Annotated in this window: 14 protein-coding genes; 7 read left to right on the plus strand and 7 right to left on the minus strand. The window is 39.6% G+C overall.

Translation table 11 applies throughout. The annotated features are described in order from the left end of the window. The first annotated feature begins 1 nt into the window (after position 1). Both E4O01_RS02255 and E4O01_RS02260 read left to right on the plus strand, forming a co-directional pair. On the plus strand, positions 2-784 hold the full coding sequence (locus tag E4O01_RS02255; RefSeq protein WP_253693961.1) for an ABC transporter ATP-binding protein: 783 nt from the start codon (positions 2-4) through the stop codon (positions 782-784). 47 nt (positions 785-831) lie between these two features. Continuing rightward, positions 832-2277 carry an aminoacyl-histidine dipeptidase gene (locus E4O01_RS02260; RefSeq protein ID WP_253693963.1) on the plus strand — a complete coding sequence of 482 codons (1446 nt, stop codon included), beginning with the start codon at positions 832-834 and terminating at the stop codon, positions 2275-2277. Between the two features lie 132 nt (positions 2278-2409). On the opposite strand, the gene E4O01_RS02265 is transcribed toward E4O01_RS02260, so the two are convergent. From E4O01_RS02265 to E4O01_RS02290, 6 genes are all read right to left on the minus strand, one after another. Further along, positions 2410-3069 carry a DUF1361 domain-containing protein gene (locus E4O01_RS02265; protein WP_253693966.1) on the minus strand — a complete coding sequence of 220 codons (660 nt, stop codon included), beginning with the start codon at positions 3067-3069 and terminating at the stop codon, positions 2410-2412. Positions 3070-3141: 72 nt separating this feature from the next. Further along, entirely contained in the window at positions 3142-4113 is a 972-nt protein-coding gene (locus tag E4O01_RS02270) for a metal ABC transporter substrate-binding protein (RefSeq protein WP_253693969.1), read from the minus strand. Between the two features lie 85 nt (positions 4114-4198). Continuing rightward, the gene (locus tag E4O01_RS02275; protein WP_253693971.1) at positions 4199-4594 is read right to left on the minus strand and encodes an acyl-CoA thioesterase; all 396 of its coding nucleotides are present in this window, start codon (positions 4592-4594) and stop codon (positions 4199-4201) included. A 9-nt stretch (positions 4595-4603) separates the two neighbouring features. Beyond that, complete coding sequence (locus tag E4O01_RS02280; RefSeq protein ID WP_253693974.1) at positions 4604-5488, minus strand: 1-acyl-sn-glycerol-3-phosphate acyltransferase; 885 nt, start codon at positions 5486-5488, stop codon at positions 4604-4606. An 18-nt stretch (positions 5489-5506) separates the two neighbouring features. Further along, on the minus strand, positions 5507-6541 hold the full coding sequence (locus tag E4O01_RS02285; RefSeq protein WP_253693976.1) for a DUF7954 domain-containing protein: 1035 nt from the start codon (positions 6539-6541) through the stop codon (positions 5507-5509). A gap of 12 nt (positions 6542-6553) precedes the next feature. Continuing rightward, positions 6554-8329, minus strand: a complete 1776-nt coding sequence (locus E4O01_RS02290; protein WP_253693979.1) for a proline--tRNA ligase — start codon at positions 8327-8329, stop codon at positions 6554-6556. Between the two features lie 147 nt (positions 8330-8476). Here E4O01_RS02290 and E4O01_RS02295 point away from each other — a divergent pair, with 147 nt between their 5' ends. Both E4O01_RS02295 and E4O01_RS02300 read left to right on the plus strand, forming a co-directional pair. Further along, a complete protein-coding gene (locus tag E4O01_RS02295) occupies positions 8477-9265 on the plus strand; it encodes an Rpn family recombination-promoting nuclease/putative transposase (RefSeq protein WP_253693981.1) in 789 nt (262 codons plus the stop codon). A gap of 99 nt (positions 9266-9364) precedes the next feature. Next, positions 9365-11050, plus strand: coding sequence for a S26 family signal peptidase (locus tag E4O01_RS02300; protein ID WP_253693984.1), 1686 nt, complete (start codon positions 9365-9367; stop codon positions 11048-11050). Between the two features lie 70 nt (positions 11051-11120). Here the strand turns inward: E4O01_RS02300 and E4O01_RS02305 are convergent, their stop codons facing one another. Continuing rightward, on the minus strand, positions 11121-11999 hold the full coding sequence (locus tag E4O01_RS02305) for an acyl-[acyl-carrier-protein] thioesterase (protein WP_253693987.1): 879 nt from the start codon (positions 11997-11999) through the stop codon (positions 11121-11123). A gap of 119 nt (positions 12000-12118) precedes the next feature. On the opposite strand from E4O01_RS02305, the gene E4O01_RS02310 reads away from it, so the two are divergent. The 3 genes from E4O01_RS02310 to E4O01_RS02320 all read left to right on the plus strand — a co-directional run bounded on the left by E4O01_RS02310 (position 12119) and on the right by E4O01_RS02320 (position 16643). Beyond that, a complete protein-coding gene (locus E4O01_RS02310) occupies positions 12119-13330 on the plus strand; it encodes a substrate-binding domain-containing protein (protein WP_253693989.1) in 1212 nt (403 codons plus the stop codon). Between the two features lie 81 nt (positions 13331-13411). Beyond that, complete coding sequence (locus E4O01_RS02315) at positions 13412-14905, plus strand: sugar ABC transporter ATP-binding protein (RefSeq protein ID WP_253693992.1); 1494 nt, start codon at positions 13412-13414, stop codon at positions 14903-14905. 28 nt (positions 14906-14933) lie between these two features. Further along, positions 14934-16643, plus strand: coding sequence for an ABC transporter permease subunit (locus E4O01_RS02320; RefSeq protein WP_253719314.1), 1710 nt, complete (start codon positions 14934-14936; stop codon positions 16641-16643). Positions 16644-16653: the final 10 nt, after the last annotated feature.

A 16653-nucleotide genomic window follows, 5' to 3' on the forward strand; every position in this document is an offset into this window, starting at 1 on the left:
TATGGAGCATCCTCTGATAGAAGCAAAATCGCTTTATGCAGGATATTCAAAGACTCCCGTTTTAAAGGGTATCTCTTTTTCGGTTTTAAGGGGTGAGAGCCTTTGCATTTTAGGACCCAACGGCTGCGGAAAAACGACTCTCTTAAAAAGCCTTGCAGGTCTTATCGATTATTCGGGCGAAATTCTTTTAGACGGTAAAAATTTAAAAAATATGAAACGTATAGATATAGCAAAAAAAATAGCTGTTCTAAGTCAAGTTTCTTCGATATATTTTTCATATTCCATTTACGATACAGTTATGATGGGACGCTATGCCCGCCTTGAAAACTCGTCTTTCCGTTCTTTTTCAAAAAAGGATAGGGCCTATGTCGAAAAATGTTTAAGGGCTGTAGATGTTTGGAATTTGCGCGAAAAGAAAATAGATGAACTTTCAGGCGGTCAACTTCAGCGGGTCTATCTTGCACGAACCCTTGCCCAAGAGCCTGAGATTATTCTTTTGGATGAGCCTACAAATCATCTGGACTTAAAAAATCAAACCGAGCTGATTTATTTTTTAAAAGATATCTATAAAACGGAAAACAAGGCCGTAATCGGAGTCTTTCACGATATAAACCTAGCCCTTCAATTTGCCGATAAGCTCCTTTTTTTAAAGGACGGAAAGATAGCCTCATTCGGAAAAAAAGAAGCGGTTTTAACCGGAGAAATTTTACAAGCCGTTTACGGAATGGATGTAGCCGGCTGGATGAAAAATTCTTTTAAAAACTGGGCTTTACTAAATTTGTAATAGCTGGTATACTCATAGCCTAAAACATAAATAATTTGGAGGCAAAAATGAACCCATTGCAAAACACCGAACCTAAAGAAGTATTTAAATGGTTCTACGAGATATCTCAGGTACCGAGAGGTTCGGGAAATGAAAGAGCTATCAGCGATTTTCTTGTAAAATTTGCAAAAGATAGAAATCTTGAAGTACATCAAGATAAGGCTATGAACGTTATCATAAAGAAGAGCGGAACTGCCGGATATGAAAAATCTCCGACGGTTATTATTCAGGGACACATGGACATGGTCTGCGAAAAAGATACTTCTTCAAACCACGACTTTTTAAAAGACCCGATTAAATTCGTTGTAAAAGACGGAATGCTCTATGCCGATAAGACCACTCTCGGCGGAGACGACGGTATAGCCGTAGCCTACGCTCTTACCGTTCTAGATTCAAAGGATATTCCCCATCCGCCTCTTGAAGTATTAATTACAACTGAAGAAGAAACAGGAATGGGAGGTGCGATGGCCCTTACCGATGAGCATCTTCAAGGAACACGCCTTTTAAATATCGACTCCGAAGAAGAAGGCGTATTTTTGGTAAGCTGTGCAGGAGGAGCCAATATTCATGTCTTTTTCGATATAAAGAAGGAAGCCGCAAATGGTAAATTCTTAAAAATTACCGTTGGAGGTCTTCTCGGAGGGCACTCAGGTATCGAGATAAACAAGCAGAGGGCAAACTCAATCAAGCTCTTGGGCCGTGTTTTGTACAACATCAAACAAAACGAAAAAATCAATATTGTAGAAATTTCAGGCGGCTCAAAGCACAATGCAATTGCAAAGGATGCCTATGCAGTAATAGCAGTTGAAAATACGGATGCCGTTTTGAAGATTGTCGAAAAAACGGCTGCCGATTTTAAGAGCGAGTACAGAGCCGTGGATAAACTTTTAAGTCTTACCGCCGCCGAAGCTCAAAATCCTTCCGGCCAAATGTTTACAAAAGAACTTACCCTAAACATTATAGACTTTATGGCCGGTATCCCCAACGGTGTTCAATACATGAGTATGGAGATCCCCGGGCTTGTTCAAACAAGTTTAAATAACGGCGTTTTGGAAGCGATCGACGGAAGAATCAAATTTACGACCTCTGTACGAAGCAGTGTAAAGAGCGCCCTTGACGAAATTGTGGATGTCCTTAAAATTTTAGCTGAACGCTGCGGGGCGGAATTTAAAAAAGCTTCGGAATATCCCGCTTGGGAGTACAGCCCCGATTCGCCTGTACGCGATGCGGCAGTTAATGTTTATAAAAAACTTAACGGAAAGGAGCCCGTTATTACGGCAATACATGCAGGGCTTGAATGCGGCCTTTTAAAGAAGACCCTCCCCAATGTCGACGCTGTCAGCTTCGGCCCCAACCTTCATGATGTTCACACGCCTAACGAACACATGGAAATCGCTTCTGTGGAGCGTGTATGGAAGTTCTTGACGGCCTATCTCGCTGAATTAAAGAATTAGAAAAAGGGGCATGAAGTCATGCCCCTTATGGGAGTTGTGCTTTGAACCGCCTAAGAGCGGATACTCACATCTCCCTCTTACTTTAATTGTAACACAAGTATTGGAATTGTCAAGTGAAATAACCGTAAAAATCTAAATTTTCTTTTCGTCAAAACTCTTGTATGATATGTAAAGCAAATTAAAAAGCGTTCCCAGTAATAGGATAAAGGCCCAGGTGCGGGCATGGATAAAGGGATTTTTTATGGGTAAAAAAAGGTCTGAAAGGATGGAGTTTAAATTTGTTACCACATCCCAGGAGTTCCGGCGTAAAAAACGGCCGAGATAGATGCCGAAGGCTGAAAGATAGATAACAATTATCGAAAAAATTTGAGGGTATTTTAACTTAAAAAGATTTTTAATCTTTGTTTCGATAAAATCCAGACTTATAAATCCGTAGAAAAGTCCGGTAAAACTATATGAAAAAAGAAGAATCAGGTCATACCAGCGCATTGTTGAGGCTGCGGTCTTTAAATGGATAAAATCGGTTACTATATAAAGAGCGTTCGGAAAAAACAAAAGCCAGAAGGCGGCAAAAAATATAAAAACAGCTTTGTTTATATTTTTTGACAGGTATAAAATAGAAGAAATTAACCAAGGAACAAAGGCTAAAAATAAATTCCAGACTAAAAAAAGTAAAAAATAGTTTTCTGCGATAAAAATTCTGCAAACAGATAAAAATATACAAAAAAAAGATAAGAACATTAGGGCAAAGGTGCTTTTAATTCGGAATATATTTTTAAAGTAACGGCTCATTTATTCTCCAATAGCAGGATGAGGCGGTCTTTTTTTAATTTAAAGACCGCTCGGCTTTTTTTCTTAAAGCTTTTATTTTAAATTTTCATAGATACGCATTAAATTTGTTTTCATGCGTTCAAGATAACTCATATTGTCTTCAGGGCTTTCAATTGTGTAAATTTTTTCGACCTTGGCCTTTACTTCCGTTGCAAGAGTTTTTGAAACGAGAGGACTTGCCGTTTCTTCAGTAAATATGGCTTTTACATTGTGTTTCTTGCAATATTCTACCAATTTTACAAGTTCTTTTGCATTAGGTTCATTATCGTTAAAAATATCGGTTACCGAATTTTGTTCCAAGTTAAAGTCTCGGCAAAGATAGCCGAAGGCTGCATGTCCCGTTACAAAATGCTTATTTTTAACTTTAGAAAATTTTTCGATGTATTCTTTTAAAAGTGTATCAAGCTCGGCAATGTATTTATTTGCATTTTCGTTATAGATTTTTGCATTTTCGGGATCGGCCTTGCTTAAAGCATTTTCTATATTTTTAACCATAATTTTTGCCGAGGACAGGCTGAGCCAAGTATGAGGATCGAATTCCCCGTGATGACAGTGCTCATGACCCTTGCCGTGTTCGTGCTCTCCTGCACAGGCTTCGCAGTCGCAATCTTCTCCGTGTTCATCATGGTGATGGTGTCCGGATTTGATCGGTTCAATACCTGCGCTTGCTTCAACCATAATCAGTTTTTTATTGTTGACTGCTTTTACGGCATCTTCAAGCCAAAACTCCATACCTAAACCATTGTATACTAAGATGTCGGCCTTTGACAAAAAGGCAAGGTCTTTTGCCTTGGGTTCAAAATCGTGGGCTTCCATTCCGGGCGGTATAATTACCGAAATATTAACCTTATCTCCGGCAACAGCCTGGGTAAGTTCCTTCATCGCATCGAAGGTAACGGCAACATTTTTTTTACCGTTATCCGGCATATCTTTTGCTCCCATCGCAAAGACGTTTAAAGAGGAAAATGCGATAAAAAACAAACAAATTTTTAAAATAGACTTCATATTAACCCTCCTTAAGGTAAATTTTTAAAGTCGGAATAGAATATAATACAGTGCTTAAATTAAGTCAATAAAAATATAAATTATTTTATGGTTTTAAGCCGGGAACTAAATATTTTTCGGGTATTTTAACGGGACGGCCGGTGCTGTCGACACAGGCCCATGTTACCTTAGCTTCGGCGCAAACCTGTCCGGCTTCATTTTTTACGACTTGTAAAAAGGAACCGGAAACCTTGCCGAGTTCAACGTGAGTAACTTCGATGGCCAGTTTATCGTAAAGTTTTGCCGAATGTTTGTATTTAATATCTATGTGGGATACATAAAGCATGTATCCTTCTTCGATCATTCCAACATAATCAAACCCTATCTTTTTTAAAAACTGCATTCTGGCATGTTCCAGATAATTTAGGTAAACTGCATTGTTTACATGATTATAAGCATCAAGCTCGTAGCTTCTTACCTCAACATAAAACGTATGTGTCACAATTTTCTCCTAATTCAGTCTGCCGATTTCGTTTGCTTCGTGCATCTTTTCAAGTTCTGCCATTACCCTATCGACTACAGCCTGTTTTTTATCTATACCTGTGAGGCCTTCATGTTCTGCCTTTACTTTTTCTCTAAATTCTTCACAGCTGATTACGGGGCTTGCATCAAAGATTAGCCTATCCTTCCAAACCGTGTCTTCTGTCATGTCTCCGGAATCGGAAATGCGCAGACAGTTTCCGTTGGCAGATACCAAAAGCATTATGTCTGACATTTTTATGTAGGAATCTATCTCTTTTACACCTTTTTTTGTTTCGGGCCTTCCGGGGCGGTATCGGGTTCCTGCCGGGTAAACCATGACAACCCTGCCTTCTTCTTTTGCTTTTTCCAGAGCCCGCATGGAAGCCAAATTTATGGCCTTGCTCCGTTTTAATTCTTCATCCAATACTTTTTGATCCTTAATGGATTGTATCGAACGGCTCGGATAGATATAAATGCGGTCATAGCCTCCTGCAAAGGCTGCAACATAGGGATTGTCTTCACCCAGTTTTAAACCGGCCATTGCTATGCACTTTTCGGCAAGTTCTGTTCCTTTCGGTCCCGTTTTTTTCATTAAATGCATAAAAGCAGGGTAGTCCAAATTGCTGTAATGTTCTGCAAGAATTATTCCTTTTTTACCCTTGTTTACCTCATCCAAAAATTCTTCCAAGTGTTCCGGATGTCTGAACTCCGAATTCTCGAGGGTGAGTTCATCTACAATCCTGTCAAGAATTTTGGATAGGGCAGGATTACCTTTTTGTAATACGTTTTCAGGCGTTACCTCCTGATTATCCATCGTGTGTTTTGCAATTTCAGGTAAATAATCTTTAATATATTCCATTAAAGTTTGCTGCATCTTGAGCCTCCATAAATTTTAAAATAAACCGTCAAAATAATCTTTGTATTTTTCATATGCAAAATTATCGACTGTTAGACTTACCACCGTATATTTTGAATTTTTTCTTTTTATTATCAGCTTAATATCATATTTTAAGCTTTTTGTTTCAATATCGTAGACTTTGTTTATGATATTGAACTTTTGTTTTGCACCTCGGATGTCCGTATGACTTGCAATAATTTTGGATGCTTTTCCTGAGGACGAAAAATATTTTATCAAAAAATCTTCTTCTTTTCCTTTTGCATCGGGGATTGTTTTTAAGTTTATTGTGTTTACATTTAAAAAGGCTTCATTTCCCATTAAAAAGGTATTATCTGCTATCTGCTTCCATTGGCTGTCCAAAAAAAGTTTGACATCATCAACAATCCGTTCTTCTTTTTTTGCCTTTGAATTTAAAACGAATTCGGATTTACCGGGTTGTGCTTCTTTTATCGGTTTAAACTCAAAGAAAATTTTTTCGTCTTTTACTGTTCCCATCTCAGCCAACTGAAAGACCCTATTTTTTTGAGAATCCGAAATGTCTTTTATGTGAAAAAGCGGTATGTAGGAGTTGACTCTTACTTCACACTCTCCGCCGAATTGTTCCTCATTAACGGTTTTTGAACCGGTTTTTATTACAAGGCTTTGAGTTAATTTTTGTGCTTTCCACGAGTAGAGTTTTGGGAGCATTCCCATAAGGTAGTTTACCGCATAGGTGTAGGCCGGGTCAGTGTTGACTCCCGAAATATTGTTTTGGCCTGTGATTACGAATTCTCCATCTGAAATTTCTCCGCTAAAAAGAACCTTTGCAAAGACTTTTCCGTTTGAGGTGTATAGGAAACTGCCTATCGTATTATCGTTGTAATATAAAAAACCTGCCCAAGCGGGTTCCTTCCATGAAAGGTCTTGGTATATAACATAATCCCCTGATTCCGTTCCTTCCCATGCAGATTTTTTTTCGGCGGTGAGGTTAAAAGCTGCTGCCGTCATGAGAAAAAAAACTAAAAACTTTAAACTTAAAATCTTTTTCATATTAAAAAGCCTCTAGCTTAATTTTGCAAGTTCTTCTTTTACGGTTTTTTCCACCAAATCCATCACTTCATCCTTATTGACTAAGCTGTTTTCTGAACTGCTTCTCAGCTTAAATTCGATATTGGGAAGATTTTTTTCGCCGACTACGAGCCTTATCGGGATGCCTATGAGATCCATATCCTTAAATTTAACGCCGGTTCTTTCTTTTCGGTCGTCTAAGAGAACTTCAATTCCTCTTTTTTTGCACTCGTCATAGAGGTGGTCGGCTTCCTTTTGCATTTCGCCCTCGTATTTAATGGGAACTATTGCAACCTGAAAGGGAGCAACGCTCATGGGCCAGATTATTCCGTCCTCATCGTGGTGTTCTTCAACGATGGAGGCTGTAAGGCGGTCAAGCCCTATGCCGTAGCAGCCCATCGAGGGATGCTGCTGTTTTCCGTTTTCATCGAGGTAGGTCATATTCATCGACTTGGTATACTTATAGCCCAGCTTAAAGATATGGCCTAGCTCGTTGCCTTTTTTAGTGTAAAGAGGAGTGCCGCAGACGGAGCACTTATCTCCTTCTCTTACCGTGCGGAGGTCAAAGACATGAGCGGGGGTAAAATCTCTTGAAGGCTCCACATGGATGAGGTGTTTGTCCTTTGTTAAGGCTCCGGTTACCGCATCGTGCATTAGCATAACGCTTTCATCGGCGATTACGGGAATGTTTTTTAAGCCCACGGGGCCTGCAAAGCCTGCAACCGTTCCTGTTGCTTCTTCGACTTCGGCATCGCTTGCAAGGATTGCTTCCGAGGCTTTAAGGGAAGATTTTAATTTTGCTTCATTAACCTCCAAGTCTCCTCTTATGCAGACGGCAATTAAAAGAGCTTCTTGCTCTGCGTTTTTCGCACGTTTTTTACCGTTTTCCGCATTATCGAGAACTTCGGAATTTTCTACGCGGTAAATCAAGGTTTTTATAAAGGAAGAACTTTCCGTTTTTAAAAAGGCTGCAAGTTCTTCTATCGTTTTTACGTTGGGTGTATCGATTTCTTCTATATTATTTGCCGAAGCCGAACCTTGCTCCTTGTCGGGTGCGCAGGCGGCCTTTTCTTCGTTTGCTGCGTACCCGCAAGAAGGGCAGATAAGGAGGGTGTCGTCTCCTACGGAAGATTCTACCATAAACTCCTGCGAGCCGCTTCCTCCCATAGCGCCCGAATCGGCCTTTACGCCTATTACCGTAAGACCGCAGCGCTTAAAAATCTTTACATAGGCCTTTTCAAAGCTGAGATAAGCTTCGTCTAAGCTTTCATCATTTGTATGGAAAGAATAAGCGTCTTTCATCGTAAATTCGCGGGTTCTCATAAGCCCGTAGCGAGGCCTGATCTCATCTCGGTATTTTGTGTTTATCTGATAGGTTAAGACCGGATAGTTTTTGTAAGAGGATAATTCGTTCTTTAAAAGAGTTGTAAAGGCTTCTTCGGCCGTGGGGCTTACTACCAACTCTTGGTCTAACCGGTTTTTGATGCGCAAAAGTTCAGGCCCCATGGAATCCCATCTTCCCGATTCCTGCCAAATTTCACCCGGAACAATTACGGGAGGCTTAAATTCGAGACAGCCTATCGCATCCATTTCTTCGCGGATAATTTTTTCGACCTTTCTAAAGGCCTTTAAGCCGAGGGGAAGATAGGCAAAAAGCCCGTTGGCCAAATTTCTTATCATTCCTGCCCTCAAAAGCAGCTTATGGCTTTCAACAACAGCCTCATTCGGGATTTCTCTCAAGGTAGGCATGTACATCTGCGTCATCTTCATAATTACTTCTCCAAAAAAATTATTGTACCGCTTTTGCTTAAAAAAATCTATAGGCTAAGTTTTCAACCATCCTAAACACTTGATACAGCTGACAATTGAAGAATAATATATTCTGTGTTATAATCCAATTATAAGGAGGCGATAAAAGTGCGTAAAAATTTTGACGATTTAACAATTGCAGATGATTTTATGTTTTGTAAAATAATGCAAAATGAAGATCTGTGTAAAACTTTTCTGGAAATGACTCTTTCAGATAAAATCGGAAAAATTGCATATATGTCATCTCAAAATGCAATAATCACCGGTTTGGAAGCAAAATCCATACGTCTCGATATTCTGGTAAAAGATGAGACAGGAAAGTCTTATGATATTGAAATGCAGGCTGTAAATGAGCATAATATTCCTAAGAGAATGCGCTACTATCAGGCGGCATTAGATATTCTATTTTTGGATAAAGGAGAGCACTATAGCGATCTCAACGACAGCTATATAATCTTTCTGTGTCTTTTTGATTCAATAGGGAAAGATAAATCTGTTTATACATTTGAAAATATATGTATTGAAGACAGACAAATATTTTTGAATGATGGAACAAAAAAGATTATAATAAATGCAAATGCATTTGAAAAAGAAAAAGACAAAAACTTAAGCGGGTTTTTGGAATACGTAAAAACAGGTAAGGTAACAACAGAGTTTACAGGGAGGATAGAAAAGATGATAGAGAAAATAAAAAATACCGAACAAGCTCGAAGCGAATACCGTTTTATTTCAGCCTTGGAAATGGATGCCCTCCATGCGGGTATGGTTCAAGGTTTTGCTGATGGTGCTTATCAAACAAAAATTGAAACAGCAAAGATATTAAGACAATTGGGTGATTCTGTTCAGAAAATAATTCAAGCTACGGGCTTAAGCCGAGAAGAAATAGAGAATCTGTAAATAGGTTTGACAGCAGTACAAAAAAATGATATACTCTGTTGCCTATCGGTCCTTATTTTGTTTATCCGTTAGTTAATATAGGAATTACTAGGAGTTTTCATGTCAGTTCTTTTTTACTCAGAATCGGTTTTAAGTCTATTATTTTCAATTTTATTGATTGTAACAAACGGCTCAGGTCTTGCTGCAGCGGCCTTGCTTTTAGGTTCAGCCTTTTCGCTATGGACTGCCTTTTGTACTTATTCCTTTTTCAAAAAAAAGACTGTAAGGTCAATGCTCATAATGCGGAAGAGTATGGAATATGTGCCTTACGTTTTTATGGCCTGTTTTATTATATCGAGGGCCGTTCAATCCGGGCAAGATAGAACTATCTTTGATGCAATATTAGCTTTTCATTGGATAATACTGGTTATTTACAATAGGGTCATTTTATTTAGATTAAAAGATAAAAGATTATCCAAGTACTTTCCCGAATTGCCCGAAATCCCTAAAAAGAAGCGTTCCGTCATATCGGAAGTCTTTGACTGGGCTGACGCAATTTTACAGGCTGCCTGTATAGTACTACTTTTCAGCGTTTTCGTTTTGCAGCTCTATGTTATCCCGTCAGAATCCATGGTTCAGCAGTTTATGGTAGGAGACAGGGTTGCAGGTTTTAAGGCTGCTTCGGGGCCGACCTTTCCTCTTTCATCGTTCCGTTTTCCTCAAATTTATAATTATAAGAGGGGAGATGTAGTCATAATCAGGAATCCTCATTATGAAGATGATCCGAATAACGAGCTTAAATTTTTTACCTCTCAACTGGTTCAGTACCTGACTCTAACTATGGTAAATATTAACAAGGATGAAAGTGGAAGAATAAAGGCCGATCCCTTAGTTAAAAGAATCGTGGGTGTGGGCGGAGAAAAGTTAATGCTTGTAGACGGAGTTCTTTATATAAAAAAAGCCGGCGAAAAGGATTTTAAGGCCTTTGATGAAAGTGCCTACGCCGTTTGGGATCTATCCAAACTTCCTCAATCCAGTTTAAAATATGTAAAAGACGTAAAAATGAATACCCAAGACCTAAACAGGCTTCAATCGGTGGAAGCTTGGAGGGCAAGGGTAAATTTTGATGAGGCAGAAAAAGAAGCTCTTACCCTTGTTAAAAAGATGAAGGAAATAAAATCTAAGCCCGATAAGGTCTTTTCGGCCAAGGACTTTTTAAACAAGGCCCAATATCTTGTTACCCAAATGGCCCGCGATAACGAGGCAATAGCTTCAAAGATTTTGACGACTGACGGCGGACTTATGTGGTTTGAAAATTTTTTAACCTCATGGAAAAAATCTGCCGAAAAAAATTCCTTTAATCTGTATGAGATGAGAAATGCCCGGCTCAATGTTATTATTAAGCTTAGTTTTGGAAAGCTCCTTGTACGAAACGCAGAGCTTTATAAAGCAAATGTTAGCGAGGCAGCTTTTTCTTCTGATGCGGAGCGTCAAGCTATTATAAACGAGCTTGGCGAGTACCTCTACTATTTGGCCTTGTCATCTCAAAGAAACATGGATGAATTTCCTAAGGGGGAAGAAGAGTACATCCCCGAAAATTGCTACTTTATGATGGGGGATAACCGCTTTAATTCCACTGATATGAGGCACGAGTATCAATACCACTTGGAAGCCCTAAACAAGGATGATCCCATGTCGATGATGTTTGTAACAAATGTGGCCCCCCGCTATATTCATTCTTCGAGGATGTTGGGAACAGTAAATTTGATTCTTTTTCCCAGAGCTCGTTTCGGTTTGGTAAAATAAATTTAGTTTAAGTAAAAAGCCGCATAATTTATGCGGCTTTTTTTCAAATGTTCAGATTGCACAGTTTATTTTAGCCTTTTACTTTTAGTTCACGTGCAAGTTCTTTTTCGTCAGCCCATTCGGAACGGGCTTTGAAAACCTCGCTTCCGTCTTTGGCCCTCACTATGGAGTGAATACAGACGTTTTTAGAAAGGCTTGATCTGCATATAAGCTCTTCACCATACATGGCAGACGAAATGAAGTTGGTATCAAGGGTTTTTAATAGTTTTCCCTTGCAAAAGTCCGCATCCATGTATGAAAGAATCCACCTTATATAGTTCAAATTGTTTACATGGGAATTCATATCTATATCCAAGAGGGTGGGGCAGAAATTTTCTTCGATATCCCATTTTTCGGGTAGGGGAATCTTTGCAAATACCTTACCTTCAAGATGTTCATCATTGAAACTTAAATTTCTCATAGTTTTTTCGTCAGGCTTTACAGGCTGTCCCGTTTCAGCGTTCAATATTACCCAACATGAGCTTGCCCTAAAAATAGGCTTTTTAAGCTCTTTAAATTCTTCTTCGATGGATAAGTTCTTTTCTCTCCCTTCTTCAATACGGAATTTTTCTTCAAAGGCCTCATCAATGGAAGTTTTTTTTCCGTTTTTGGCATAAAAGAAGGCACAGTCCCTAAAGCAAAAAAAGCCCTTAGACGGCTGTGCCCAAGTCTGAACGATTAGATCATCCATCCAAAGGGGATATTCGGCAATTTCAAAATGTTGTTTTGTTATAACCCAGGTCATTCCCATTCTTTGTAAGTGAGGGATAGAAAGCCCCGTTGTACTGTAATGCCCTGCTGCCAATTCCTGAACTAAAAGAGCAAATTCCATGGGCGTAGCCCTGCATTTTCCGTCTATGTTTCCTGTTAGGATCCTATGACGGACGGTGTATTTATTGTCTATTATCATAGGCCGGATTATAGCAGTTTTTTAAAATTGTTTCTAGGGAAGAGCTTTAACCCTATATAGACATATTTTATAAAATATAATATACTCACACTCAATTATATTTTAGGAGATGCGTATTTATGAGATCTTTATCTAAATTTGCACAAGTAGTTTTTTTTGGGCTTCTTATTGTGTCGGCTGTTTTTGTTGTAAGCTGCGGCGGAAGCGGAAATGCAGTTCTTAATAAGGACAAACCATTAGTCTTTTTTAACAGACAACCTTCAGATCCGACAACGGGAAAAATCGATATGACTTCTATGAACTGGAACGACAAGACCTACTATGTAGGTTTTGATGCTGCAGGCGGCGGTGCAGTTCAAGGAAAGCTTATCACAGACTTTCTCGCTTCGGCAGAGATTTCACTTGACAGAAACGGAGACGGCATCATCGGTTATGTTCTTTGTATCGGCGATGTAGGACACAACGATTCAAAGGCCAGAACTGAAGGAATCAGAAAGGCCTTGGGAACTTGGGCAGGTTCTACCGACCCCGGTAAAACAAAGCAGGGTTCAGTAACAATCGCAGGTAAGACCTTCGATGTTATCGAGCTTGAAGGAAAGGCCATGACAGGAACAGACGGTTCTACATGGAATGCCAATGCTGCAACTGAGGCTATGGGCGGATGGGCAACAAAGTTTGCCGATCAGATCGACATGGTTGTTTCAAACAATGACGGTATGGCAATGGGCTGTTTACAGGCTTCAAACTATCCTGTCGGTGTTCCTATCTTCGGATATGATGCAAATGCAGATGCTATCGAAGCTGTAGGTAAGGGGATTCTTACAGGAACAGTTTCTCAAAACGTTGATGCTCAGGCAACTGCAACCTTACAGGTTTTGCGCAACTTGCTCGACGGTTTAAAGGGAACTGATGTATACACCAAGGGTATTACAGATGCAGATTCTTACGGCAACAAAATTTCGGCTCCCGTTCAGTACTGGGCTGATGTAAAGGCTGTTATGGCTGCAAATTCAGGCGTTACCATGGAAAACTATAAGAACTACCTCGGCGGAACACGCGATGCCGGAGTAAAGCAGACAAATGCTCCCAAAAAGAAAGTCCTTTTAACCATTTATAACTCGGGCGATAATTTCCTTTCTTCTTCATACTTGCCTGCATTAAAATACTATGCACCTCTTTTGAACATTGAATTGACAATCGTTCAGGGAGACGGACAAAACGAATCAAGCTGTTTAGATAAATTTACAAACTTGAACAACTTTGATGCTTTTGCCGTAAACATGGTAAAAACGAACTCAGGTTCAAACTACACCGATAAGTTAAAGTATTAGTCTTTAATGGTTTTTAAGGCAGGAGATTTTCCTCTTGCCTTAAAATGGAACAGAGGCTTTTAAAGGAGTGTGACCTTTGGGATGAGTGATGTAGTTCTTGAAATAAAAAACCTTTCAAAATCCTTCGGAAAAAATAAGGTTTTGGACGGTATTAACTTAACCGTAAAACCGGGCTCCGTAATGGGCCTCATGGGAGAAAACGGAGCAGGAAAGTCCACCATGATGAAGTGCCTTTTCGGTATATATACACGGGATGAGGGTACCATTTCTTTATTAAATAAATCAATCGAATTTAAAAATCCTAAAGAAGCTCTTGAAAGCGGAGTAGCTATGGTTCATCAAGAGCTTAATCTTTGTCTTGACAGAACCGTTACCGACAATTTATTTTTAGGCCGTTATCCGACCAACTTAGGTGTTGTTGACGAAATAAAAATGTTTGAATCTGCAAGTTCTCTTTTTTCTTCGCTCAATATGAATGTCAATCCCAAAACAATAATGCGCACCATGTCCGTTTCGCAGCGGCAGATGGTCGAAATAGCGAAGGCTGTTTCCTATGATGCAAAGCTCATCGTATTGGATGAGCCTACCTCTTCTTTAACCGAAAGGGAAGTAAAAAAACTTTTTTCGATAATAAGAGCCTTACAAAAAAAAGGTGTTTCATTTATTTATATTTCTCATAAGATGGATGAGGTTTTTGAGGTTTGCGATGAGATTGCCGTTTTACGGGACGGCAAGATGATTCTTTCAAAGCCCATCGCCGAAACCGATATGAACGAGATAATTTCGGCTATGGTAGGCCGCTCTCTGGATAAGCGTTTCCCCGATGTGGATAATGTCCCCGGAGAAGACTTTTTAAAAATAGAAAACTTAAAAACAAAATATGCACCCGTTTTGGAAGATATTTCCTTTACCGTAAGGAGGGGAGAAATCTTAGGACTCTACGGCCTCGTAGGTGCGGGAAGGAGCGAGCTTTTGGAAGCCCTCTTCGGTATCCGCACCATAGAGTCGGGCAGCATAAGTATTAACGATAAATATCTTAATTTTAAAAGCAGTAAAGAGGCTATGGCTTACGGCTTTGCCCTTTTAACAGAGGAGCGTAAATTAAACGGAATGTTCGGCAAGGACACAATCGAATTTAACACGGTAATTACCAATTTGAATAGCTATAAAACTATGGGTGTCTTGTCAAACCGTAAAATGCGTGAAGCCGCAAACAGGGAAATTGAGACGATGAGGACGAGGTGTCTTTCAGCCGATCAGAGTATTTCTGCCTTGAGCGGAGGTAATCAGCAAAAGGTTATCATCGGAAAATGGCTGGAGCGTTCTCCCGATGTGTTTTTGATGGATGAGCCTACCCGCGGTATAGATGTCGGGGCCAAGTACGAAATATATCAGCTCATTATCAAGATGGCCAAAGAGGGGAAAACCATAATCGTTGTTTCGAGCGAGATGCCCGAAATTTTAGGCATCACAAACCGCATTGCCGTTATGTCCAACCGCCGTCTTGCAGGTATTGTAAACACAAAAGAAACCGATCAAGAAACTCTGCTCAGACTTTCGGCTAAGTATTTGTAAGAATTATTTTTTTTAAGGAGTTAGTTTTATGGAAGATAATGAAAAAGGCAATAAAAAGATAGAAGTCATCGATTTTAGTTTTTTTAATGAAGATGCAAAACTTTCAGAGTACGGCAAAGCTCTTCATGAACTCCGTAAGGACGGGGTCGATAAGATAGCTTCTTTGAAAAATCATATCTATGCCCTTAAAAAGAACCGCTTGATAGATGATTCGGTAAAAGATTCCTATATCGAAGAATACAAAAAAGAAATTGAAGAAGCTAAAAAGATTGCTCTTGAAAACAAAGCTTCAGAGAAAAAACTTGCTGCCGAAGCTGTTGCCTATTCGAATAAGCTTTTTAACGATAATATAAAGGATTTTATAAAATCCGAAAACCAAAAGCAGGAGCAGTACAAGGCTGAATATGAAAACCAAGCCGCTTCAATTATGCAGGAAAATGAACTTGCAAAAAAAGAAGCCTATGACGGGTTTGCCGAAACAAAGGATTCGGGAGAGCTTAACCGCAAATTAAATGTTTTAAAATTTCAGCTTAAGTCTTCATTGGCTGAGGCAAAGAACAAGTATAGGGATGCCCTTGCCGCTTCTAAAGAAGCAAAAAATCAAGCCTACATCGATCATGTTCAAAAAAATATATCTTTAAGAAACGGAAGAACAAATTTTAAAGAAAACATGATTTTAAATTTTAAAGATTATGTTTATAAGTTTAAGCTCTCAAGCTTTTTGTTGAGCAACGGTCTTTATCTTGCAATTTTGGTTTTCTTTATTGTCTGTATAATTGTAGCTCCCATATCGGGAAACGGAAATCTCCTCTCTCTTCCAAACATCTTTACGATTTTGGAGCAGGCTTCAACAAGAATGTTTTACGCCCTCGGTGTTGCAGGTCTTATCCTTTTGGCGGGTACCGACTTAAGTATAGGAAGAATGGTCGCCCTCGGCTCGGTTATTACGGGCTTGATTTTACATCCGGGTCTTAACATAGTAACCTTTTTCGGCCTCGGCCCTTGGGATTTTACGGCCATGCCTATGGTTTGGCGCCTCATTCTTTCGCTCGGTCTTTCAATCTTGTTTTGCGTTTTATTTAGTGCCTTTGCAGGCGTCTTTTCGGCCCGGCTTAAGATTCATCCCTTTATTTCGACCCTTGCAACCCAGCTCATTATCTACGGTCTTTTGTTTTTCGGCACGAGCGGAACCCCTGTCGGTTCAATCGATAACGAGGTAAAGGATTTACTCGGTGGTAGGTGGATTTTGGGAATTGTAAATAACGAGATGATTACCTTGCCTAAGCTTATAATCCCTGCCTTGGTTGCGATTGTAATTGCGTGGTTTATTTGGAATAAGACCGTCTTCGGGAAAAATATGTATGCAGTAGGCGGAAATGCCGAAGCGGCTGCCGTAAGCGGAATAAGCGTTTTTAGGGTTACCATGGGTGTCTTTATTATGGCCGGTGTGTTTTACGGTGTAGGCTCCTTCCTTGAAGCCTTTAGAGCCAATGCAAGTGCCGGAACGGGACAGGGCTATGAACTTGATGCCATTGCTGCCTGCGTTGTAGGAGGTATATCATTTAACGGAGGAATAGGAAAGATAAGCGGTGCCGTAATAGGCGTTATCATCTTTACAAGTTTAACCTACTGTTTAACATTTTTAGGAATAGACACCAACTTGCAGTTTGTGTTTAAGGGCTTTATCATCATTGCAGCTGTTGCCTTAGACAGCGTAAAATACCTAAAGAAAAAATAAGTCTTAGGGG

Source organism: Treponema sp. OMZ 790, assembly GCF_024181285.1.
Taxonomy (GTDB): domain Bacteria; phylum Spirochaetota; class Spirochaetia; order Treponematales; family Treponemataceae; genus Treponema_B.